Below are 21,185 nucleotides of genomic sequence, written 5' to 3'. Positions count from 1 at the left end.
GAGGCGGCGCTAAGCGCTCGCGTGCGCAGGATCCTGCTGCAGCTCGATCGTGTTGCCGGTGGGGTCCGCGATCCACACGATGCGAACGCTGCCGATCGTCATGTCGCGCATCTCGATGCCGGCGCCGCCGATCTCCGCGATCGCTTCATCGAGATCGGCGACGTACCAGGAGACGTGCGTGTTGACGGGCTCGCGCAGCTCGCCCTTCTTCTCCACGCCGATCAGGTGCATCTGCACGCCGGCGTGCTCGACCCAGAGCCCCATTGCGGAGCCGAACACCGGCTCGCGGCCTGGGAACGAGATCGGCACTTCGGGGATGCCGAGCAGCTTCGTGTAGAACTCGCGCGCCTCGGCGACTTTGCCGGCGACGTTGTAGGCCATGTGGTTGATGCGGGTGATCTTCATGCGCGTCCCCCGTTGACGAGTGACGCGACCGTATCACGCGTCCCGCCCTCGCTGCGCGCGGTCCGTCGGCGTACCGTGCCGCGCCTTCCACGAAGGAGACCCCCGTGATCAAGCTGTACGGCGTGCCGACCTCGCGCGCGGGGCGCTGCATCTGGGCGCTCGAAGAGCTCGGGGTTCCCTACGAGCTCGTGCCGGTGAGCTTCACGGGCGACAACAAGAAGCCCGAATACCTCGCGGTAAACCCGAACGGCCGCGTGCCCGCACTCGACGACGATGGCCTGATCCTGTTCGAGTCGCTCGCGATCAACCTTCACCTCGCGCGCAAGTATGGCGTCGAGAACGGGCTCTGGCCCGCGTCCGCCGACGATCAGTCGCGCGCGATCCAGTGGTCGCTGTGGACGGCGAACGAGCTCGAGCCGCACGTGATCGCGCACCTGCTGAACTCGCGGATGCTGCCCGAGCCGATGCGCGACGCAGCGAAGGCGAAGGCCGCGGTGGAGGCGCTGCCGAAGCCACTCGCAGTGCTGAACGGCGCGCTCGCCGGCAAACAGCACGTCCTCGGCGGCGGCTTCACGATCGCGGACCTCAACATCGCGGCCGTGCTCACGCTCGGCTGGAAGATGAAGGCCTTCGACGCGGCGGCGTTCCCGAACGTCGCCGCGTGGCTCGAGCGCGCGAACGCGCGAGAGGCGGCCGTGCGCGCGAACGCGAAGCGGAGCTGACCGGAGCGGCAGGTCGGGGCGTGTGCGATGAAGCCGCAACTACGGAGGGTCAGACCCTGCGTCCCGCGGGGCGCAACTTTGCAGGGTCTGACCCCTCGCCCCGAGGGACGCAGCTACGCAGGGTCTGACCCCAACGCATCCCCCAGCCCCCAGAGATCGTCGTGACGCGCATCCCCGATCGCACACCCATTCTCGTTGGCGCCGCGCAGATCGTGCAGCGCGCGGAGGATCCGCTGCGCGCGCGTGAGCCGCTCGCGCTGATGGAGGAGGCGCTGCGCGCCGCGGCGGAAGACGCGGGCGCGCCGCAGCTGCTCGCGGACGCAGACTGCATCGCGGTGTGCGCGGGACTCAGTCACTACGGCGATCCGGCGCGCTGGCTCGCGCAGCGCTTCGGCGCGCGCGCCGAGAGCGTGCTCGGGCTGATCAGCGGCACGACCTCGCAGCAGTTCGTCGCGGATGCAGCCCGCGCGATCGCAGCAGGGAAACGCGACGTCGTGCTGATCGCGGGCGGCGAAGCGGAGCACAGCGCGCGCCGAGTACGCCGTGCGGGCGCGAAGCCCGAGCGCAGTCGCGCGGAGGGCGCGCCCGATCGCACGATCGGCGTGCACGTCAGCGAGGCCGAGTGGCGCGGCCGGCCCGACGGCGACGCGGGGCTCGTCACGCCCGCGGCCTGCTTCGCCGTGTTCGAGACGGCGATGCGGCATCGCTACGGGCTGAGTGTCGCCGCGCATCGCCGGCGCATCTCGGAGATGTGGGCACGCAACGCGCGGGTCGCATCGCGCAATCCGCACGCCTGGATCCGCCGCGCGCCGAGCGCGGAGGAGATCGCGACGCCGAGCCCTGACAACCCGTGGGTCGCGGCGCCGTACACGAAGCTGCTCGTCGCGAACATGGTCGTCGACCAAGCCGCGGGGCTGATCCTCACGTCCGCCGAACGCGCGGGCCGGCTCGGCATTGCCGAGGCGCGCTGGGTGTTCCCACAGGCGAGCGCGGAGGCCGTGGTGGTGCGCCAGATTTCGGAGCGCGAGAGCCTCGCCGCCGAGCCACCGCTCGCGCTCGTCGCGCAGCGCGCCTGCGAGCTCGCGGCGCTCGATCCGATGCGCGCGGACTTCCTCGACTTCTACTCGTGCTTTCCCGCGCCCGTGCAGTTCACCGCCGAGGCACTGGCGATTCCGCTCGAGCGCGAGCTGACCGTGACCGGCGGACTCACCTACGGCGGCGGTCCGCTCAACAACTACGTGCTGCACGCGATCGCAACGGTGTTCGCGCGCCTGCGCGAGAGCGCCGGTGCACGCGCGCTCGTCACCGCGGTCGGCGGGAACTTCTCGAAGCACGCGGCCGGCGTGTACGGCTGCGAGCCGCTCGCTGGCGGCTTCGCGTTCGCGGACCTGGCGGACGACGTGCGCGCCATGCCGCAGCGCGCGTACGAGCAGGGCTATACGGGCGACGCGGAGATCGAGGCGTTCACAGTGCTCGCCGACGCGGGGCGCCTCTCGCGCGCCGCGATCGCCTGCCGCACGCCGCGCGGCGCGCGCACCTGGGCGCGGGCCAGCAACGCCGCGCTCGCGGAACGCTTCGCGCACGAAGATCTCGTGGGCGCGCGCGTGCGCATCGCGAGCGACCGCGAGATCGGGCTCGGCTGAGCGCGAACGAATTCGCCCGCACGCTCTCCGGCGTTGCAGAATGCGCGGATCGGAGGCCGCGCAATGAGCTACGCAGGCGAGCGGGTCATCTTCGACGCGGACAGCCACCTGATGGAGCTGCCCGACTTCTTGTCGCGCCACGCCGACGCGAAGACGCGCGAGCTGCTGCCATCGCTCGCGTCCGTAACAACCGGACAGTTCGATCCGGGCGCGTTCTCGGGCCAGCGCGGCCACGCGCCCGAGGTCGTCGCCGAGCTCGAGAAGCTCGGCGATCGCCTCACGCGCGGACCGAAGTGGCACGCGGCGCTCGGCGCGTTCAGCGGCTCAGAGCGGGGCCGCGCGCTCGATCTGCTCGGCTTTCGCGCGCAGGTCGTGTTCTCCTCGTTCTGCGCGCGCCTCATCTTCGAGGCGCCGCTCGAAGCCGCGTACGCGACCGCGCGCGCACACAACCGTGCGATGGCCGAGTTCTGCGACGCGGATGAGCGCTTGATCGGCGTCGCGATGGTGCCGCTCGACGATCCCGAGCGGGCGCTCGCCGAGATCGAGCACGCCAGCGCGCTCGGCCTCGGCGCGATCTGGATCTCCGCCGACGCGCCGGGCGGGCGCTCGCCCGGTCACCCCGCGCACGACCGCATCTGGGCCACGCTCGCGGAGCGCGCGCTCCCGTTCATCCTCCACGTCGGCAGCTCGCCGCTTTCGATTCCCGCGCCGTGGATGAACGACGGCCACCCCGAACGAAAGACGGCGCGCGGCGGCGCGGAGGTGATCGGCTCGAAGGACCTCACGGTGATCCACCACGGCGCGCACCGCTTCCTCTCGGCGCTCGTGCTCGACGGCGTGCTCGAGAAGTTCCCCGCGCTGCGCGGCGGCGCGATCGAGATTGGCGCCGGCTGGGTGCCCGACATGATCCGGCGCCTCGATCACGCGGCGGCGATCTGGGCGAAGTCCGAGCCGCACCTCGCGCAGATGAAGCGCACGCCGTCGCAGCAGATCCGCGCGCAGCTGCGCTTCACGCCGTATCCGTTCGAGGACGTGGCCGAGCTCGTGCGCGAGTCGTCGCCGGAGCTCTACCTCTTCTCGTCCGACTACCCGCACGCCGAGGGCGGGCGCGATCCGATCGGGCGCTTCGAGGAGTCGACCGCGGCGCTCGGCGAAGACGCGCGCGCGGGCTTCTTCGCGCGCAACTTCGCCACGCTATTCCCGGCAAGCGCAGCGAGCTGACGCTCGGCGTCGCGGGTTACTCCGCGGCGCGCAGGGTCGTCAGGGCGAACACGAGCAGCGTGCCGTGGCCGTCGAGGAAGCGCGTCTCGATCCAGCCGTTGCGCCCGCGCTTGCGGATCACTTCGCTCTCGATGAAGAAGCCGTCCTGGATCGGCTCGAAGTAGTCGATGCGCATGTTCATCGTGTGCAGCCAGCCGCGCGGCGAAGTCGGCGGCTGCCCCGCGCGATAGGTGAGCAGCGCGACGAGGTCGACGTAGGTGGGCGTGAAGCCGCCGAACAAGTCCCCGCGCGGGTTGCGCACCTGCGGCGGGAGATGGACGCGCAGGCGCAAGAAGCCGTCGCGCTCCTCGAGTAGCTCCCACTCGTACGCCTCGAGGTAGTCGCCGACGGGATGCCCGCGCCCCATCAGCCGCCCCGCCGCCCGCTCGGCGAACACGCGCCGCAAGCCTTCGGGGAACTCGGGCAACTTCGCCTCGTGCGGCTTCGTGCTCATCGGCCGGGCACGCTAGCGACACGCCACCGCACGCTGCCGGACGCCCGCCGACAGGCGCCATTCCGGCCGGGCCGAATTGGCTCCCCCGTCCTGCGCTACGCGAGTTCCGCCCGCACGCGCAGCGCCGCCGGCACACGGAACACCGAGGCGCCCCAGGCGAGGGGCGCCGCGTCGCGCGCGAGCGACTTCGTGCGCGCGACCAGCGCGCCGAGCGCCTCCTGCGCCTCCATGCGCGCGAGGTGCATGCCGAGGCACGCGTGCGTACCCGCGCCGAAGGCGAGGTGCGGATTCGGTGTGCGCGCGACGTCGAAGGCGTCGGGGTTCGGGAACTGCGCGGGGTCGCGGTTCGCGCTCCACAGCGAGAGCCACAGCGTCGTGTTCGCCGGGATCGTGCGGACATCGAGGTTCGCGTCCGCGTGCAGCACGCGCGTCGTCATCCCGATCGGGCCTTCGAAGCGCAGGCACTCCTCGATCGCTGAGCTTGTTAGGGACGGATCGCGCCGCAGGCGCTCCTGCTGATCGGGATGATCGATCAGGTTCTTCGCGCCGAGCCCGATCAGGCCGATCGTCGTCTCGAAGCCCGCGACCAGCAGGCCGATGCTCTGAATCAGCAGCTCGGTCGGCGAGAGCTGGTCACCGGCTTCCTCGGCGCGAATCAACGTCGAGATCAGGTCGTCGCCGAGGTGCTTGCGGCGCTCTTCGATCAGCGCGTTGAAGTAACCGGCGAGCTCCTGCACGGTCGCCTCGACGCGCGCGCGCTCCTCGCCAGCGAGATAGGAGCCCCGCAACAAGTGCGTCGCCACCCCGGTCCAGCGCGTGAAGCGCGCGCGGTCGGCGCTCGGCACGCCGAGCATCTCGCAGATAAGCTGGCTCGGGAGCGGCAGCGCGAGCCCGGCGATCAGGTCGAACTCGCGCTGCTCGATCGCCTCGTCGACGAGCCCGCGCACGATCTCCCGGGCGCGCGGCCGCAGCTTCTCCGCCGCGCGCGGTGTGAAGGCCTTCGCGACGAGCTTGCGCAGCCGCGTGTGCGTGGGCGGATCCTGCTGCAGCATGAACTGCCCGCCCGCGCCGTTGCTCCCGCCTCCGCCCATCGCGTTGCCCGGTGCCGTCCCGTCCGTGCGACGCACGCCGCACGGCAGCTCGCGCAGCACGCGCACGCAGTCGGCGTAGCGGTACACGCGCCACAGCTGCGCGGGCGTGTGGTTCACCGGCGCGCGTGCGCGGAACCACGCGAGCGACGGGAACGGGTCGTCCCAGCGCTCGGCATTCGGGCTCTCAGGATCGACGCCGTGCCACGACGGCTCGGCTTGGGGAGTTCGCAGCATGGGCACCTCGGCAGCGCGATGCGAACTTCGCGGAATCGAGGAGCGCGAGCCAGCTCCGCGACGAGCGTCTCTCTGCTGTTGGCGGCATATGCTCGCGCGATGCGTGAGGCAGCCCCCGCAACCTGGGTGCGCCGCATGAACGCGGCGACCATCGATGGACTCGTGTACGTGCTGCTCGACGGCTGCTGATCGCGCCTCTTCGGGCAATCCACTCCATGCGCCTCCTGCTTTACCTCCAAGTGCCCCACTTCGTGCTCGGCGGCATCGGATACGAGTTCTACATAGGCGCCCTCACCCTGCTCGAGATCAACGGGGCAGGAGACTTCCTCGTCAAACCTGGCGGCGGCGCGGGCTTTCAGATGACGTTCGACGCGTCGGCCCAATGGGCAGTCAGCGTGAACTTCGCGCCGTTCGTTTTCCTCGCGTGGCTCGGCAGGGTCGAGCGCGCACTGTTCCACCTTGCGGATGTGCGCGCGGGCCTCGCGAAGGGCGACTGCTAACGCCTCCCCACCGCCCCGCGCTGTGCGCGCTCGATCAGCCGCTGGCGCACCTGCGCTTCGTCCACGCCCTGGTCGTCACGGAACGCGACCGCGAAGGCGCCGGCCATCTGCTTGATCACGTCGCCGACGGTGGCGTAGCCGGCGGCGTAATCACTCGGCTTCTTCCCGCCTTTGCCGGGCGCGGGGCGCACGTCGACGTGCTTCGCCTGCGCGCGCAGCGCCCCCACGGTTGCCTGCGCGCGCGGCAAATGGCGGAACGGGTCGTACGAGAACACGCGCATCGCGTTCTTGTGCGTGATCGCGTCGACCTCGGCGTCGGGCACGCCGGCGAGGCTCTCCCAGAGCGCTTCGGGCGCGTTAGGCCATGTGCTGTCGCTGTGCGGGTAGTCGCACTCCCAGGTGATCGACTCGACTCCGATCAGGTCGCGGTTGCGCACGCCGACGGCGTCGTCGATGAAGCACACCACGACGTGCTCGCGGAACACGTCGCTCGGGAGGCGCCCGCCGAAGTCGTTGAGTGTCCACTTGTGGTGGTGGCGGTGGACGTAGTCGGCGCGCTCGAGGAAGTACGGGATCCAGCCGATGCCGCCTTCGCTGAGCGCGAACTTCAGGTTCTTGTACTTGGGCAGGAACTTCGAGTAGACGAGCTCGTTCACGCCGCCGAACAGCGAGATCGGCGTGCCGGTGATCATGATCTCCACCGGCGCCGTCATGTCCTGCAGGTTCATCCCCGTGCCGGAGCCGATGTGCATGCACAGCACCGTGCTGCACTCGTCGGCGGCCTCCCAGATCGGCGTCCAGTAATCACTGTGCAGGCTCGGGTAGCCGAGGCCCGGCGGAACGTCGGGGAACGTCATCGCGTGGCAGCCGCGCTTCGCGAGGCGGCGAATCTCGTCGGCGGTCGCCTTGGGATCCCACAACAGCGGCAGCGCGAGCGGAATGAAGCGGCCGGGCGCGCCGCCGCACCAGTCGTCCACGTGCCAGTCGTTGTACGACATCGTGAGCACGCGCCCGAGCTCCTTGTCCTCGAGGCGCCCGAACAGCTCGCCGCAGAAGCCCGTCATCGAGGCGAAGCACATCGAGCCGAGCACGCCGCTCGCGTTCATGTCGTCGACGCGCGCGCGCCGGTCGTAACAACCCGCGCGCAGCTGCTTCAGCTGCGTCGGCTCCATCCCGTACTCCTCGTGCGGCCGGCCGGCGACGGCGTTGAGGCCGATGTTCGGAATCTGGTGGCCTTCGATGTGCCACGCGTCGTTTCCGTCGTTCTTCTGAAGAAGCCGCGGCGCGCGTGTGCGCCACTTCTCGGGCACGTGGCGCTCGAACAAGTCCGGCGGCTCGCACACGTGGTCGTCGACCGAAACGAGGATCATGTCGTTCATCTGCATCGTGAGCCTCCGAGCGGGGTCAGCGTTGGGCGGGGGTGAGCGATGCGACCAGTGCGCCGATCGCGTTCCAGTCCACCACGTTCCTCCGCTCTAACAACGGCCACCGTATCACGCGGGCGGCGCACGCAGCGTGCGCGAAGATCGCGCCGAGGTCACCGCATGAGCTGGCTCGAGAACCTTCGCCTCGATGCAGAGGAGACCGCCCGCAATCTGCGCCTCCTGCGACGCGTGCTCGCGATCAAGCCCGAGGGTGCGTTCACCGTGGCGGACGCGTTCGAGGCGAACGTGCGGCGCGCGCCCGGCGCGATCGCGCTGCGCTTCGAGGAGCGCGTGCTCAGCTACGCCGCGCTCGACGCCGAGGCGAACCGCGTCGCGCGCTGGGCGCAGCGCGAGGGGCTCGCGCACGGCGATGTGGTCGCGCTCTTCATGCAGAACTGTCCCGAGTTCATCGCGACCTGGCTCGGGCTCGCGAAGCTCGGCGTCGTCACGGCGCTGATCAACACGAACCTCACGGGCATCCCGCTCGCGCACTCGCTGCGCATCTCGGGCGCGAAGCAGCTCGTGCTCGGGGCTGATCTCGCCGAGCGCTTCGCTTCGGCGGCGCCGCTGCTCGAACCGCCGCCGCGTGTGTGGGCGCGCAACGGCGACGCTCCGGGCGCGCAGAGCCTCGACGCCGCGCTCGAAGCCGAGAGCAAGGCCGCCTTCGATCGCGGCGCGCGCGCGAAGCTCCGCGCGAACCACAACCTCTTCTACATCTACACGAGCGGCACCACCGGCATGCCCAAGGCCGCGAACTTCAGCCATCACCGCTTTCTCGCGACCGCGACCGGCCTCGGCGTCGGCGCCGACCTAACAAGCGGTGACTGCACGTACGTCGCACCGCCGACGTTGCCTGCCACACGCTCGGAACGGGATTGCCGAGGCGCTCAGCGTTCGCGGCGAGCTTCCCGACGAGCGCGAGGTAGGCGGCCGGGTCCGGGGCGCGCACGATGAAGGCCTGGCTGATGCCTCCCGGCGACGTTTGCGCGCGCATAGAGCTCCGAAAGTGCGTGACTCGAACGCGGCGGCGATAGCACGCGCCGAGCGGCGGAATCGCCGCGCCGGCAGGTTCGCGGCAAGCCGGCCGCAGGCGGACGCGAGCGGTCGGAGGCGAACGCAGGATGGCAGGGGCGAGGCGCGACCGGACCGACCCGATCCCTCAGCGCCAGACGCCGGACGATCGACCTTCCCAGCGGCCTAGGCGCTCAGCGCTTCAGCCTGATCGGGCAGGCGACTCCAGTGCCGCCGAGGACGCAGTAGCCGTCGGGGTTCTTGTCGAGGTACTGCTGGTGGTAGTCCTCGGCGAAGTAGTACTCGGGCGCCTCGCGGATCTCGCTCGTGATCGCGCCGTAGCCCGCGCGCTCGAGCTCCTTGCCGAACATCTCTGCGCTCTCGCGCGCTGCCGCGAGCTGCTCCGCGCCGTACGTGTAGATCGCGCTGCGGTACTGCGTGCCGACGTCGTTGCCTTGGCGCATGCCCTGCGTCGGGTCGTGGCTCTCCCAGAACACGCGCAGCAGCTCGGTGTACGCGATCTGCTTCGGGTCGAACACGACGCGCACGACCTCGGTGTGCCCCGTGAGGCCCGAGCACACTTCTTCGTAAGAAGGATTGGGCGTGTAGCCGCCCGCGTAGCCGACCGAGGTGCTCCACACGCCGCGCGGTTGCCAGAACTTGCGCTCAGCGCCCCAGAAGCAGCCGAGCCCGAACATCGCGAGCTCGAGGTGCGCAGGGTACGGCGGCAGAAGCGCGTTGCCGAGCACGGTGTGGCGCGCCGCGACCGGCATCTTCTGCGCGCGGCCGGGGAGCGCCTCGGCGGACGAAACCAAGCGCTGCTTTTTGCGGAAGTAGTCGAGCACCATGACGCGTCTCCTGAGAATGGGCGCAACGTAGCCCGCGCAACGACGCGGGACGGGCCCCGCGGTACCGGCGCGCCGGACGGGCCCCGTCCACGGAGGCGCGTGCGGCTGAGACATTTCGGCCCGGCCGGAATGTCTCACGCGCGGTCATTCCGGCCGGGCCGAAATGACCGGGCCAACTCCGCACGCCCCGAACGCCTCGGCGCTACGGCAGCTCCGCACCGCCATCGAGCAGGGCGCTCGCGATCGCGGCGCGCTGCGAGCGCGCGTCGCCGAACGCGACGCGCGAGGCGAGCGCGCGGCGCAGGTAGAGGTGCGCGTCGCAGTCCTCGGTGAAGCCGTAGCCGCCGTGGAACTGCACGGCGCGATTGCAGGCGTGCGGGTACACCTCGTTCGCGGCGGCCTTCGCCATGCGCGCGAGCAGCGGCGCCTCCGCGTCGTTGGCTTCGAGCGCAGACGCCGCGACGTACACGAGCGTGCGCAGCTGCTCGACGCCGATGAGCACGTTCACGAGCGGGTGCTTGATTGCCTGGAACGAGCCGATCGGGCGATCGAACTGCACGCGCGTCTGCGCATACGCGGCGGTCAGCGTGAGCGCTGCATCGGCGCCGCCCGCCATCTCTCCGGCGAGCGCGATCTGCGCCCACGGGACGAGCGCGCGCCACGCGGCCTCGGCGTCGCCCGCGAGCACGTCACACGCGGCGCGCTCGAAGCGCACGCGGCCTTGGCGGCGGCTCGGGTCGATCACAACCTCTGCGTCGTGCGTGACGCCCGCGGCGCTCGCTTCCACCACCGCGAGTCGCAGCGCGCCGTTCTCGCGCGCGGGCACGACGAACACGCTCGCGCTCGGCGCTGCCCAGACGTGCGCCTTGCTCCCTGACAACCGCTCGCCCGCGATCATCGCGCTCGTCGCGTCCGCCTCCCACGCGCCGCTCGCCTCCGCGTGCGCGAGCGTCGCGATGCCGTCACCGCGCGCGATGCGCGGAAGCCAGCGCTCGCGCTGCGCATCGCTCCCCGCGAGCTCGATCGCCTTCGCTGCGAGGAGCGTCGGCACGAGCGGCGAAGGCAGCAGCCTGCGCCCCGATTCCTCGCAGATCACGGCGAGCGCCACCGCGACGAGGCCGGCGCCGCCGCACTTCTCGGGCGTGACGAGCCCCGTCCAGCCGAGCTCGCCCAGCTGCTTCCACCACGCCGGCTCGTCGCCGCGCGCGTCTTGCGCGAGGCGGCGCAGCTCCGCGGGCGTCACGCGCTCGGCGAGCCAGCGCCGCGCTTCGTCGCGCAGCAGCGCGTGGTCTTCGTCGTAGCGGAGGCGGACGCTCATCGCGGAGATCCTCGTTGTTAGGGACGCGGGGAGGGCGCGGGCGCCGGCTCGAGCGTGCCGCGCAGCGCGCGCACGTAGACGCACTCGGGGTCGCCTGGGTCGAGGTTGTCGATCGTGCCGCTGCGCACGTAGCCGAGCCGCGCGAGCAGCTCCCGCATCGGCGCGTTCGACGCGTTCGTCGACGTGAACAGCTTCGCGCTGGCGCAGCGCTCCTCCGCGGCGCGCACGAGCGCGCTGCCGATGCCTCGGCGCCGCGCGCTCTCGCGCACGACGAGGAGGCGCAGGAAGCCGTGGTCGTAGAACGTGTGATCGACGATCGCGAAGCCGAGCACGTCACCCGCAGCCCACGCGACGAGGCATTCGCCGGCGTCGATCGCGTGCCGCAGCGTCCGCACGCGCGCGCCGTCGCTCGCAGCGAGCGCGTCGAGCGCGCGCATGGCGTCGAAGTCGGCGGCGGTGGCCGCGCGAATCGCGATGTCGGCCGCGCGCGCCACTCAGCGGCTCTTCGGAAGCCCGAGCACCTTCTCGCCGAGCACGTTGCGCAGGATCTCGCTCGTGCCGCCGGCGATCGTGCCGATGTAGGAGTTGAAGTAGCTGTGCGCCCAGTCGCCCGAGTCCGCCACTGCGGGATCCTTCCAGAGCGTTCCGCCGAGGCCCGACAGCTCGAGGCCGAAGTCGGTCGCGCGCTGCGTGAGCTCGGAGCTGACGAGCTTGCCCATCAGTGGCAGCGCCTGCGGGCGGTCCACGGTGAGCCCCGGCGTGCGAATGCGCGCCGCGGCGTAGCGCAGCGCCACGGTCTCGATCGCGAGCGCGGCCAGCTTGTCGCGCACGATCGGATCGTCGCGCAGCGCGGCGGGCGCGCTCCGTAACAACTCGAGCAGCTCGCCGAGCGAGGCGCCGCCCACGCCCGACGCGCCCGCGGCCCCCTCGCTCGCGCCGCGCTCGAACGAGAGCGTCGCGGTCGCGAGCTCCCAGCCTTGTCCCTCGCGGCCGAGCAGCGTGTCCGCGGGGATGCGCGCGTTCGTGAAGATCACCTGATTGAAGCCGCCCTCGCCGGTGAACTTCACGAGCGGGCGCACCTCGACGCCGGGCGCGTGCATGGGCGAGAGGAAGTAGGAGATGCCCGCGTGCTTCACGGCGGCGGGGTCGGTGCGCGCTAGCAGGATCATGTGGTCCGCGAATTGCCCGAGCGAAGTCCACACCTTGTGGCCGTCGATGACGTAGGCGTCGCCGTCGCGCACGGCGCGCGTGCGCAGCGACGCGAGGTCGCTGCCCGAGCCCGGCTCGCTGAAGCCTTGGCACCAGATCTCGTCGGCCCGTAACAACTTCGCGAGGTAGCGCAGGCGCTGCGGCTCGCTGCCGTAGTGCAGGATCATCGGCCCCGCCCACGCGAGCGCGACGTTGTTCACGAGGAACGGCGCGCCGCCGCGCGCGAGCTCCGCATCGATCGTGCGCTGCGCGCCGCGCGCGAGCCCGCGTCCGCCGTACTGCGTGGGCCACTCCGCGCCGACGAAGCCGGCGTCGTAGAGCCGCGCCTGCCACGCGCGCAGCCACTGCATCTGCTGCGTGTTCTGCACGGTGAGCGCGTTCTGCGGCAGCGCGAACGCCGGCGCGGGAGGAAGGTTCGCGCGCAGCCACTCGCGGACGCGCGCACGGAGCTCGTCGTGTTCATCTGCCATGGGGCGCGCAGGCTACCGCGGGCCCCGGTCATTCTGGCCGGGGCGAAATGACCGGGCGATCAAAATGGCCCGGCCTGAACGTTCGCTCGGGTGCTACCTCCGCGCGCATGCGTCTCGCGACTTGGAACGTGAACGGCCTCCGCGCGCGGCTCGATTTCGTGCAGCACTGGCTCCGCGCGCGGCAGCCCGACGTGGTCGGCCTGCAGGAGCTGAAGCTCACCGACGAGCAGTTTCCGCACGACGTGTTCGCGCCGCTCGGCTACCGCGCCGTGACGCACGGGCAGAAGGCGTGGAACGGCGTCGCGATTCTCGCGCGCGAAGCGGCGCGCGTGGTGCAGACCGGGCTGCCCGGCCAACAAGAGATGGGCGCGCGGCTGCTCAGCGCCGAGGTCGCGGGTGTCGTGTTCACCACGGTGTACGTGCCGAACGGCAAGCACGTCACGCACGAGGACTACCCGCGCAAGCTCGCCTGGCTCGACGCTCTGGCCGAGCACTTTGCGAAGCACGGCATCGCGAGCGCGCCGCACTTGTTGTGCGGCGACTTCAATCTCTGCCCCACACCGCTCGACTCGTGGAACGAGCCCGCGCTCCACGGGCACATCTTCCACACCGACGACGAGCGCGCGCGCTGGCAGCGCTTGCTCGCGCTCGGCTTCAGCGATCTCTTCCGCGCGCAGCATCCCGACAAGCAGGCCTTCTCCTGGTGGGATTACCGCGACGGCGCCTTCCACCGCGGCCACGGCCTGCGCATCGACTTCGTGCTCGGCAGCGCGCCGCTCGCCGCGCGCGTGAAGGCAGTCGAGATCGACCGCGAGTACCGCAAGAAGCAGGACGGCTTCACGGCGAGCGATCACTCCCCGGTGTGGGTGGACGTCGCCTAGCGCGCCGCCGCCGACGGATCGAGCGAGACCGCGTCGATCTCTCTTCGCAACGTCGCGATCTCCGCCTCGCGCATCACGCGCAGGAAGTTCCCGCTCGCGAGCTTCGCGAGGTCCTCGTCGCTCCAGCCGCGCAGCACGAGCTCGGCGAACAGGTTCGGGTACATCGAGACGTCGCTCAGGTCTTCGGGGAACCCGAACGCGCCGTCGAAGTCGCCGCCGAGGCCGACGTGATCCACACCCGCGACGTCGCGTACGTACTCCACGTGATCCGCGACGTGCGCCGCCGTCACCCGCGGCAGCTTCAGCGCGCCGAAGATCTGCTTCCGTAACAGCTCGCGCGCGGCGTCGTCCTTCGCCGCCGCTGCCTGTTCGCGATACGCCTTCATCGCGGGCAGCACGACGTTCGCCATCTCCTGCGACACGAAGCCTCCGACGAACGTGACCATCACGATGCCGCCGTTCTCGCCGAGCGCGCGGAGCACCGCGTCGGGCGCGTTGCGCGGGATGTCGCAGATCGCGCGCGCGGCCTGGTGCGAGAAGATCACGGGCGCGCGCGACACGCGCATCGCATCCAGCGCCGTCTCGTCGCTCGCGTGCGACAGGTCGACGAGCATCCCGAGCCGGTTCATCTCGCGCACGACATCTTCGCCGAATGCGGTGAGCCCGCTGTGCTTCGCGGGCAGCGCCTGCGAGTCGGCCCAGTCGAGCGGCGCGTTGTGGATGAGTCCCATCGAGCGCACGCCGAGCTCGTAATAACTGCGCAGCAGGGCGAGGGAGCTCTCGAGCCCGTAGCCGCCTTCCATCGCGAGCAGGCCGCCGATCTTGCCGGCGCGCATCGCGGCCTCGAGCTCGTCCGCGCTGCGAGCGAGCACGACTTCGCCCGCGCTCGATTCGATCAGGCGCTTCATCAGCTCGATCTGCTCGAGCTGCATGCGCGCGGCGTGAGTCTCCTCGCCGGGAATGAACACGCTCCACAGCTGGCCGCCGATGCGGCCCGCGCGCAGGCGCGCGAGGTCGGTTTGCCCCTCGGGCCGCATCTGCGGAAACGCGCCGACGCTCAGCGTGCCGTCGCCCGCGGCCTCGCGCAGTGCGATCGCGAGGTCGTTGTGGCCGTCGATCACCGGCGCACGCGCGAGCACGGCGTGCGCGCGCGCGAGCGCCTGGTCACGGCTGAGCTTCGGCGGCCCCGCAGCGACTGCACTCGCGAGCGCGAGAAGCAGGACCGCGCCTCGCGCTGGCTGACGCTTCATCAAGCTAGGCCGGGAAGCTCTCACCGAGCGCTCGCTCCGAGACTTCCCAGAGTCGCCTCGCTTGCTGCGGATCGAGCGCGTACGGCGCGGCCCCCGCGGAGCCCGGCGGCGGCGCGGTGCCGGAGATCTGCGTCTCCTCGAGGTAGAGCCCACCCTTGCCGTCGAGCTCGGGCGCCGTCGCGCCCCACACTTGCGTCGACGCGCCCTGCTGCTCGTTCTTCCAAACCATGACGCCCTTCGATGCGCGCTGCTGCGAGCGCTCGGTGAGCAGCTTGATGTCCTCCTCCGTGAGGTGCCGGCCCAGCTCGGTGCGAATGCCGCCAGGGTGGTTGGAGAACGCGCGCACGCCGCGCGACGCGAAGCGGCGATCGAACTCGACCGCGAATAGGATGTTCGCGGTCTTCGCCTGGCCGTAGGACATCCACTTGTCGTAAGCGCGGCGCTCGAAGTGGATGTCGTCGAACACGACGGGGGAGAACTGGTGTCCGGCGCTGCTGACGGAGATCACCCGCGACGGCGCGCCCGCCTGCAGCGCGGGCAACAACAGGTTCGCGAGCAGGAAGTGGCCGAGGTGGTTCGTCGCGAACTGCATCTCCCAGCCCTCGGCGGTGCGCATCAGCGGGCAAGCCATCACGCCGGCGTTGCCCACGAGCATGTTCAGGCGCGCGTGCTTCGCGAGGAACGCCTTCGCGAAGGCGCGCACGCTGGCGGGCTTGTCGAGGTGCAGCTCCATCACCTCGAGCTGCGCCGCGGGATGCTTCGCGCGAATCGTGGCGGCTTGCTGCTCGATCTTCGGAACGTCGCGCGCGGCCATCACCACGCGCGCGCCCTTTGCCGCGAGCGCGCGCGCCGTCTCGACGCCGAGGCCGGAGCTGGCGCCCGTAACAAGTGCCAGCTTGCCGCTGAGGTCGATGCCTGCGAGCACGTCGTCGGTCGTGGACTTCGAGGAGAAGACGCGGGCCATGGGGGCCCCTTCTGAAAGTTGCGCGCCGTGCGAGCGGCGGGTTTACACAACTTTACGCCGCCGACGCTTCCGCGAAGCCTCTGCCGCGTAGCTTCGATCGAAGCGAAGCGCGCGCCCGACGCGCTTCACGAGGAGAACGCGATGAAGTTCACGATGAATCGACGGCGCTGGATCGGCCTCTCGCTCGCGGGCATCGCCGGCGCGGGCGCGCTCGGCGCGCTCTTCGCAGCGCCCGCTCTCGGCGGCGGCGGAGGCTGGCTCGGCCACGGCGGCGGACGCTGGGGCCATCACGGCCGGCATCACTTCGACGAGAGCGAAATTCGCGATCTGCGCGCGCTGCGCAGCGCCTTCGAGCGCGGCGGCATCGAGACGAGCGCGTGGCCCGACCCCGTGACGACAGCTGCGATCAGCGGCTCGCTCGTACTGGTCGCGATCGTGGCCGGCGTGATGCCCGCCCTGCGCGCCGCGCGCGTCTCACCGGCGGAGGCGCTGCGGGCGTACTGAACGCGGAATCGCGAAATCAGCGTCAGGCGCGAAGTCCGCGATTTCCCCCGATTCAACGAGTTGCGGTCGATGCTGCGAGAAAATCGCCAACTCGGCGTCAGACGCGTTTCCCTCGATTCCGCTCCGATAGAGTCGCGCTCCTGTCGCTGCACCGGAGTCGCCATGGCCGCCCTCGAACGCGCCCGCGCGCTCGCCCCATTGATCGAGCACTCGCCGCAGAGCGAAGGGTGGACACGCGTGAACGGAGGCGGACTCCGACGCCGGGTTCCGGGGGCGCGGGCATGAACGCCGCCGACCGCCAGCTCATCGCCGACGCCACCGCGTTCGCACTCGAGGCGCACCGCGGGCAACGGCGCAAAGGCACGAAGATCCCGTATGTCTCGCACGTGATTCGCGTTTGCGGCCTCGTGCTCGAGCACGGCGGCGATGCGCGGCAGGCAGCGGCGGGGCTGCTGCACGACACGATCGAGGATTGCGGCGTGAGCGAGGCGGAGCTGCGCGGGCGCTTCGGCGCAGACGTGGCGAAGATGGTGCGCGCGCTGAGCGACGTGCTCGAGGGCGACACGGCCCGTAACAAGTCCGACTGGCTGAAGCGCAAGCGGCGCTACGTGGCGCATCTCGCACGCGTGAAGAAGCGCGTTCGCCTCGTCTCGGCGTGCGACAAGCTCGACAACCTGCGCGCGCTGGTGGACGACGTCGCGACCCACGGCGTGCGCACGCTGCGCCGCTTCTCGGGCTCGCCGAGCCAGATCCGCTGGTACTACGAGGCCGTCATCGAGGCGCTCGGCACCGGCATCCCGCCGCGCTTGCGCGCAGAGCTGCGCCACCTCGCTGCCGAGCTCGCGCGCTTCGTTCCGGAGGCTTCAGAGAAACCATGAAGCTCGTTCGCAACTCGGTCATCGCGCTCTCCGTGCTGCTCGTCGTCGGGTTCTGCGCGCTGCCGCGCGTCGCCGATCGCACGATGAACGCCGTCGAACGCCCTGAGACTCCATTCGCGACGTCGCCCGCCGCGCGCGCGTTCCACGCCGAGCTGCGCATCGCGGATCTTCACGCCGACCCGCTGCTCTGGCCGCGCGACATCCTCGCGCGCGGCGACGCGGGGCAGGTGGACGTGCCGCGTCTGATCGAGGGCCGCGTGGTGCTGCAGGTGTTCGGCGTCGCGACGCAGTCGCCCTGGGGTCTCAACTTCGAGCGCAACTCGGCGGAGGCGTTCGACATGAACACGCCGCTCTCGATCGCGAGCGGCTGGAGCCCGCGCACCTACACGAGCCGCCTGGCGCGCGCGCTCACGCAAGCCGAGTTGTTGCGGAACGCGGCGGCGGGCTCAGGCGGGAAGCTCGCGCTCGTCGCGGGGCGCGCCGATCTCGCCGCGCATCTCGAAGCGCACGCGCGCGATCCGCAGCGCACGGCAGCGTTCCTCGGGCTCGAAGGCATGCACGCGCTCGACGGCAGGGTCGAATCGCTCGACGCGTTGCACGCCGCGGGCTTCCGCATGGTCGGCTTCGCGCACTTCTTCGACAATCCGTTCGCGGGCTCCTCGGCGGGCGAGGAGAAGCACGGGCTCACGGAGCTCGGCCGCGCTGCGGTGAAGCGCATGGGCGAGCTCTCGCTGATCGCGGACCTCGCGCACGCTTCGCCCGCCACGATCCGCGACGTGCTCGCACTCGCGACGCGCCCGGTCGTCGTCTCGCACACGGGCGTGCAGGCCACCTGCCCCGGCCCGCGCAATCTGAGCGACGACGAGATTCGCGCGATTGCCGCGAACGGCGGCGTGATCGGCATCGGCGCGTTCGCGGGCGCGGTGTGCGACACCGCGCCGCGCGCGGTCGCGCGCGCGATGAAGCACGTGCGCGACCTGGTCGGCATCGAGCACGTCGCGCTCGGCAGCGACTTCGACGGCGCCGTGACGACCGCGTTCGACATCAGCGAGACGCCCGTGCTCGTCGACGCGCTGCTGGCCGAGGGCTTCTCGCCGGAAGAAGTGCGCCTCGCGCTCGGCGAGAACACGCTCGCGCTGATCGCGAAGCTGCTACCGGAGTGAACGTGCCGAACAGATTCGAAGCGACCCTCGAGAGCGTGAAGTCGCACCGCGCCCCCGCGTGGTACGGCGAGGCGAAGCTCGGCATCTTCGTGCACTGGACGCCGGCGTCCGTGATCGGCTTCGCGCCGCGCGAGAAGGAGATCAACGAGCTCCTGCTCGAGCGCTACACCGACATGCAGGTCGAGGTGCCGTACACGGAGTGGTACGAGAACTCGCTGCGCTTCCCGAATTCGAGCGTCGCGATGTATCACCGCGAGCACTTCGGCGCGAAGCCGATGCACGAGTTCGCGGCAGAGTTCGCTCGCGTCGTCGAGGAGCGCTGGGATCCCGAGGCGTGGGCCGACGCGTTCGCCGCGGCGGGCGCGCGCTACGTCGTGCTCGTCACCAAGCACCACGACGGGTTCTGCCTGTGGCCCACGCGCGTGCCGAATCCGAAGCGCCCCGGCTTCCATACGCGGCGCGACGTCGTGGGCGAGCTGGCGCGCGCGGTCCGCGCGCGGGGCATCCGCTTCGGGACTTATTATTCGGGGGGGCTCGACTGGACCTTCGACGCGCGCCCGATCGCGAACATCGGCGACCTGATCGCCGCGGCGCCCGGCGGCGCCTACCCGCGCTACGCGGACGCGCACTTCCGCGAGCTGATCGAGCGCGTGCAGCCGGACGTGCTCTGGAACGACATCTCGTGGGCCGGCGACAAGGCCTCGCTGCTGCGCCTCTTCGCCGACTACTACAACGCGATCCCCGAAGGCCTCGTGAACGATCGCTGGTCGCCCGTCTACCCGATGGGGCGGCTGATGCGAATTCCGTTCGTGCGCAATCGCTTCAACGCGCGCGTGAAGGCCGCCGTGCTGAGAGCGCGCGCGGCGCTCACGCCGCCGCCCGGCGTGCACTGCGACACGCGCACGCCCGAGTACACGAGCTTCGCCGACGTGCGCCCCGAGAAGTGGGAGAGCGTGCGCGGGATGGACAAGAGCTTCGGCTTCAACCGCGCCTCGCGCCCCGAGGACTTCCTCTCGCGCGAGGCGCTGATTCACTCGCTCGTCGACATCGCCTCGAAGAACGGGAACTTGTTGCTGAACGTGGGGCCGCGGGGTGAAGACGCGCAGATTCCCGGCGAGCAGCTCGCTCGCCTGCGCTGGCTCGGCAGCTTCACGCGGCGAAACGGCGAGGCGCTCTACGCGACGAAGCCGTGGAAGCGCGCGGAAGGCAAGACCGCAGAGGGCCTCGGCGTGCGCTTCACCGCGCGCGGAGACACGGTCTACGCGTGGCTGATCGGCGCACCCGGCGCGAGCGCCGAGCTGTTAGGCGTGAGCGCGGAGGCGGCGCGGCTCGTGGGCGGCGGCGCGCTCGCGCTGGAGGCGACGCCGCGCGGCGTGAAGCTCGCGCTCCCCGCGCTCGGCGACGAGCCGGCGCATGCGATCGCGCTCAGCGGCGTGCGGGATCTCGCGAACGCTCAGGCCTGAGCCCTCGCCTCGATCTCACTGCGCAGCGCGCCGTGGCGCGCGCGCGAGATGTCGTAACGCGCCATCGCGAAGAGCGGCAGGATCAAGCTGAGCGCGACGAATGGCCCGGCCACGAGGCCGAGCCGCATGAGCACGTCGTCGGCGACCGCGCCCGGCTTCATGCCCGGCAGCACGCCGACCCACGCGATCAAGAGGCCGCCGAGTACGTTGCCGAGGCCCTGCGGAACCTTGAGGCCGAACGCGAGCGCCGCGAAGAACACGCCGTCCTTACGTTCACCGTGCTGCACTTCGTACTCGTCGGCGATGTCGGCGATGATCGACGGCCACACGCTGCCGTTGAGGACGAGCACGAGCACGGTCAGAAAGTTCGTGGCGAGCGCGATCCAGAAGATCGCGTCGGTGCCGTTCGCCGGGAGCAGCCCGAGCAGGCGCGCGCTCGGGAACCAGAGCGAGTTTGCGATCAGCACGAGCATCGTCGCGAAGTAGAGGGTCTTCTTCTCGAAGCGCTGGCTGAGCGGGCCGGTCACGAGGAACGCCACGAGGGTCGGCGCGATCGACGTGAGCGTGATGATCGAGGTCTGGGCGGTGGTGAACTCCCAGAAGTAGAGCCAGGTGAGCGCGGTGAACATGGTCGAGACGCCGGTGACGCCGCCGGCGATGAGGAGCGCGCCGAACACGCGGCGGAAGTTGTGGTTGCGGAGCGCGAATGCGACGTCGCGGAACGGGTCGAGCAACGTGAGCCTGCGCTGCTCGCGCGGCACCGGCAGCCGCGGGATCGCGGCGCGCGTGCCGAGCGCAGAGGTGAACGCGACCGTCACGATCACGGCCGCGGAGAGCGCCGCATAGATCGCGTAGTTGCTCTCGACGAGCCGGCCGTCGTTGCCCGCGCTCGAAGTGAAGATGAGCTGGTAGGCGGCGGTGGGCAGCAAGATTCCGCCGAGCCACGCGAGCACGTTGCGGTCGCCCGCGATCTGCGTGCGCTCGGCGTAATCGGTCGAGAGCTCCGCGCCGAGCGCGGTGTGCGGAATCGCGAAGAACGCGAGCAGTGCGCGCACCAACACCATGGAGGCCATGGCCCACGCGAAGAGCGCAGTCTGTGAGAGGCCCGCGGGCGGGTTGAACAGCAGGTAGAACGCGGCGGCGTAGGGCACCGCGGCGGCGAGCATGAATGGGTGTCGGCGACCGAGGCGCGAGCGCGTGTTGTCGGACCAGGTCCCGATCACCGGATCGATCAGCGCGTCGGCCACCTGCGCGACCATCGACGCGATGCCGAACAGCGCGCCCGGCAAGCCTGCGACCTGCGTGTAGAAGAGCAGCAGGAAGTGCACGACCGCGGCGTCCTTCACCGACGTCGCGGTCCCGCCGATGCCGTACGCGAAGCGCGCGGCGTAGCTCGTCTGCGCGGGCTGCACCCTAAGCGTTCCGCTGCGCTTCCAGGCGTGAGTGCCGGAGCTTGTACCTGAGGCGCAGCGGCAGCGCAGGGGCGCTGGGCT

At 70.8% G+C, this 21,185-nt stretch carries 21 protein-coding genes; 10 read left to right on the top strand and 11 right to left on the bottom strand.

Annotation, left to right across the window (positions count from 1 at the left end):
• Window positions 1-9: 9 nt before the first annotated feature.
• On the bottom strand, window positions 10-405 hold the full coding sequence (locus FJ091_03600; protein ID MBM4382435.1) for a VOC family protein: 396 nt from the start codon (window positions 403-405) through the stop codon (window positions 10-12).
• A 104-nt stretch (window positions 406-509) separates the two neighbouring features.
• On the opposite strand from FJ091_03600, the gene FJ091_03595 reads away from it, so the two are divergent.
• From FJ091_03595 to FJ091_03585, 3 genes are all read left to right on the top strand, one after another.
• Window positions 510-1,127, top strand: a complete 618-nt coding sequence (locus FJ091_03595; GenBank protein MBM4382434.1) for a glutathione S-transferase family protein — start codon at window positions 510-512, stop codon at window positions 1,125-1,127.
• A 161-nt stretch (window positions 1,128-1,288) separates the two neighbouring features.
• Window positions 1,289-2,770 (top strand): hypothetical protein, encoded by a 1,482-nt coding sequence (locus FJ091_03590; GenBank protein MBM4382433.1) that lies wholly within the window; start codon window positions 1,289-1,291, stop codon window positions 2,768-2,770.
• 63 nt (window positions 2,771-2,833) lie between these two features.
• On the top strand, window positions 2,834-3,991 hold the full coding sequence (locus FJ091_03585; GenBank protein MBM4382432.1) for an amidohydrolase family protein: 1,158 nt from the start codon (window positions 2,834-2,836) through the stop codon (window positions 3,989-3,991).
• A 16-nt stretch (window positions 3,992-4,007) separates the two neighbouring features.
• Here FJ091_03585 and FJ091_03580 read toward each other — a convergent pair whose 3' ends face one another.
• Entirely contained in the window at window positions 4,008-4,484 is a 477-nt protein-coding gene (locus FJ091_03580; protein ID MBM4382431.1) for a PaaI family thioesterase, read from the bottom strand.
• 95 nt (window positions 4,485-4,579) lie between these two features.
• Window positions 4,580-5,809: a cytochrome P450 gene (locus tag FJ091_03575; GenBank protein MBM4382430.1), complete on the bottom strand. Its 1,230-nt coding sequence runs from the start codon at window positions 5,807-5,809 to the stop codon at window positions 4,580-4,582.
• A gap of 215 nt (window positions 5,810-6,024) precedes the next feature.
• On the opposite strand from FJ091_03575, the gene FJ091_03570 reads away from it, so the two are divergent.
• Complete coding sequence (locus FJ091_03570; protein MBM4382429.1) at window positions 6,025-6,309, top strand: hypothetical protein; 285 nt, start codon at window positions 6,025-6,027, stop codon at window positions 6,307-6,309.
• Here the strand turns inward: FJ091_03570 and FJ091_03565 are convergent.
• A complete protein-coding gene (locus FJ091_03565) occupies window positions 6,306-7,694 on the bottom strand; it encodes an amidohydrolase (GenBank protein ID MBM4382428.1) in 1,389 nt (462 codons plus the stop codon). The genes FJ091_03570 and FJ091_03565 overlap by 4 nt on opposite strands.
• Window positions 7,695-7,853: 159 nt before the next feature.
• Between FJ091_03565 and FJ091_03560 the strand changes: the two genes are divergently transcribed.
• Window positions 7,854-8,687, top strand: a complete 834-nt coding sequence (locus tag FJ091_03560; protein MBM4382427.1) for an AMP-binding protein — start codon at window positions 7,854-7,856, stop codon at window positions 8,685-8,687.
• 251 nt (window positions 8,688-8,938) lie between these two features.
• Here FJ091_03560 and msrA read toward each other — a convergent pair whose 3' ends face one another.
• From msrA to FJ091_03540, 4 genes are all read right to left on the bottom strand, one after another.
• The gene (gene msrA, locus FJ091_03555) at window positions 8,939-9,592 is read right to left on the bottom strand and encodes a peptide-methionine (S)-S-oxide reductase MsrA (protein MBM4382426.1); all 654 of its coding nucleotides are present in this window, start codon (window positions 9,590-9,592) and stop codon (window positions 8,939-8,941) included.
• Between the two features lie 202 nt (window positions 9,593-9,794).
• Entirely contained in the window at window positions 9,795-10,910 is a 1,116-nt protein-coding gene (locus tag FJ091_03550) for an acyl-CoA/acyl-ACP dehydrogenase (protein MBM4382425.1), read from the bottom strand.
• Between the two features lie 17 nt (window positions 10,911-10,927).
• The gene (locus FJ091_03545; GenBank protein ID MBM4382424.1) at window positions 10,928-11,404 is read right to left on the bottom strand and encodes a GNAT family N-acetyltransferase; all 477 of its coding nucleotides are present in this window, start codon (window positions 11,402-11,404) and stop codon (window positions 10,928-10,930) included.
• On the bottom strand, window positions 11,405-12,589 hold the full coding sequence (locus FJ091_03540) for an acyl-CoA dehydrogenase family protein (GenBank protein MBM4382423.1): 1,185 nt from the start codon (window positions 12,587-12,589) through the stop codon (window positions 11,405-11,407). It abuts the gene before it with no gap.
• A gap of 107 nt (window positions 12,590-12,696) precedes the next feature.
• Here FJ091_03540 and xth point away from each other — a divergent pair, with 107 nt between their 5' ends.
• Window positions 12,697-13,470, top strand: coding sequence for an exodeoxyribonuclease III (gene xth / locus FJ091_03535; GenBank protein MBM4382422.1), 774 nt, complete (start codon window positions 12,697-12,699; stop codon window positions 13,468-13,470).
• Here xth and FJ091_03530 read toward each other — a convergent pair.
• Both FJ091_03530 and FJ091_03525 read right to left on the bottom strand, forming a co-directional pair.
• Window positions 13,467-14,720 (bottom strand): dipeptidase, encoded by a 1,254-nt coding sequence (locus FJ091_03530; protein MBM4382421.1) that lies wholly within the window; start codon window positions 14,718-14,720, stop codon window positions 13,467-13,469. The genes xth and FJ091_03530 overlap by 4 nt on opposite strands.
• 4 nt (window positions 14,721-14,724) lie before the next feature.
• Window positions 14,725-15,684 carry an SDR family NAD(P)-dependent oxidoreductase gene (locus FJ091_03525; GenBank protein ID MBM4382420.1) on the bottom strand — a complete coding sequence of 320 codons (960 nt, stop codon included), beginning with the start codon at window positions 15,682-15,684 and terminating at the stop codon, window positions 14,725-14,727.
• Between the two features lie 141 nt (window positions 15,685-15,825).
• Between FJ091_03525 and FJ091_03520 the strand changes: the two genes are divergently transcribed.
• From FJ091_03520 to FJ091_03505, 4 genes are all read left to right on the top strand, one after another.
• On the top strand, window positions 15,826-16,188 hold the full coding sequence (locus FJ091_03520; GenBank protein ID MBM4382419.1) for a hypothetical protein: 363 nt from the start codon (window positions 15,826-15,828) through the stop codon (window positions 16,186-16,188).
• Window positions 16,189-16,469: 281 nt separating this feature from the next.
• Window positions 16,470-17,066: a bifunctional (p)ppGpp synthetase/guanosine-3',5'-bis(diphosphate) 3'-pyrophosphohydrolase gene (locus tag FJ091_03515; GenBank protein ID MBM4382418.1), complete on the top strand. Its 597-nt coding sequence runs from the start codon at window positions 16,470-16,472 to the stop codon at window positions 17,064-17,066.
• Window positions 17,063-18,229 carry a membrane dipeptidase gene (locus tag FJ091_03510; GenBank protein MBM4382417.1) on the top strand — a complete coding sequence of 389 codons (1,167 nt, stop codon included), beginning with the start codon at window positions 17,063-17,065 and terminating at the stop codon, window positions 18,227-18,229. The genes FJ091_03515 and FJ091_03510 overlap by 4 nt, the downstream gene beginning before the upstream one ends.
• A gap of 2 nt (window positions 18,230-18,231) precedes the next feature.
• Window positions 18,232-19,692 (top strand): alpha-L-fucosidase, encoded by a 1,461-nt coding sequence (locus FJ091_03505; protein ID MBM4382416.1) that lies wholly within the window; start codon window positions 18,232-18,234, stop codon window positions 19,690-19,692.
• Here the strand turns inward: FJ091_03505 and FJ091_03500 are convergent.
• Window positions 19,683-21,104 (bottom strand): MFS transporter, encoded by a 1,422-nt coding sequence (locus FJ091_03500; GenBank protein MBM4382415.1) that lies wholly within the window; start codon window positions 21,102-21,104, stop codon window positions 19,683-19,685. The two genes, FJ091_03505 and FJ091_03500, sit on opposite strands and share 10 nt — an antisense overlap.
• Window positions 21,105-21,185: the final 81 nt, after the last annotated feature.

The organism is Deltaproteobacteria bacterium (assembly GCA_016875395.1).
Classification (GTDB): Bacteria; Myxococcota_A; UBA9160; order UBA9160; family UBA6930; genus VGRF01.
This window is presented reverse-complemented; position numbering and strand designations above follow the sequence as displayed.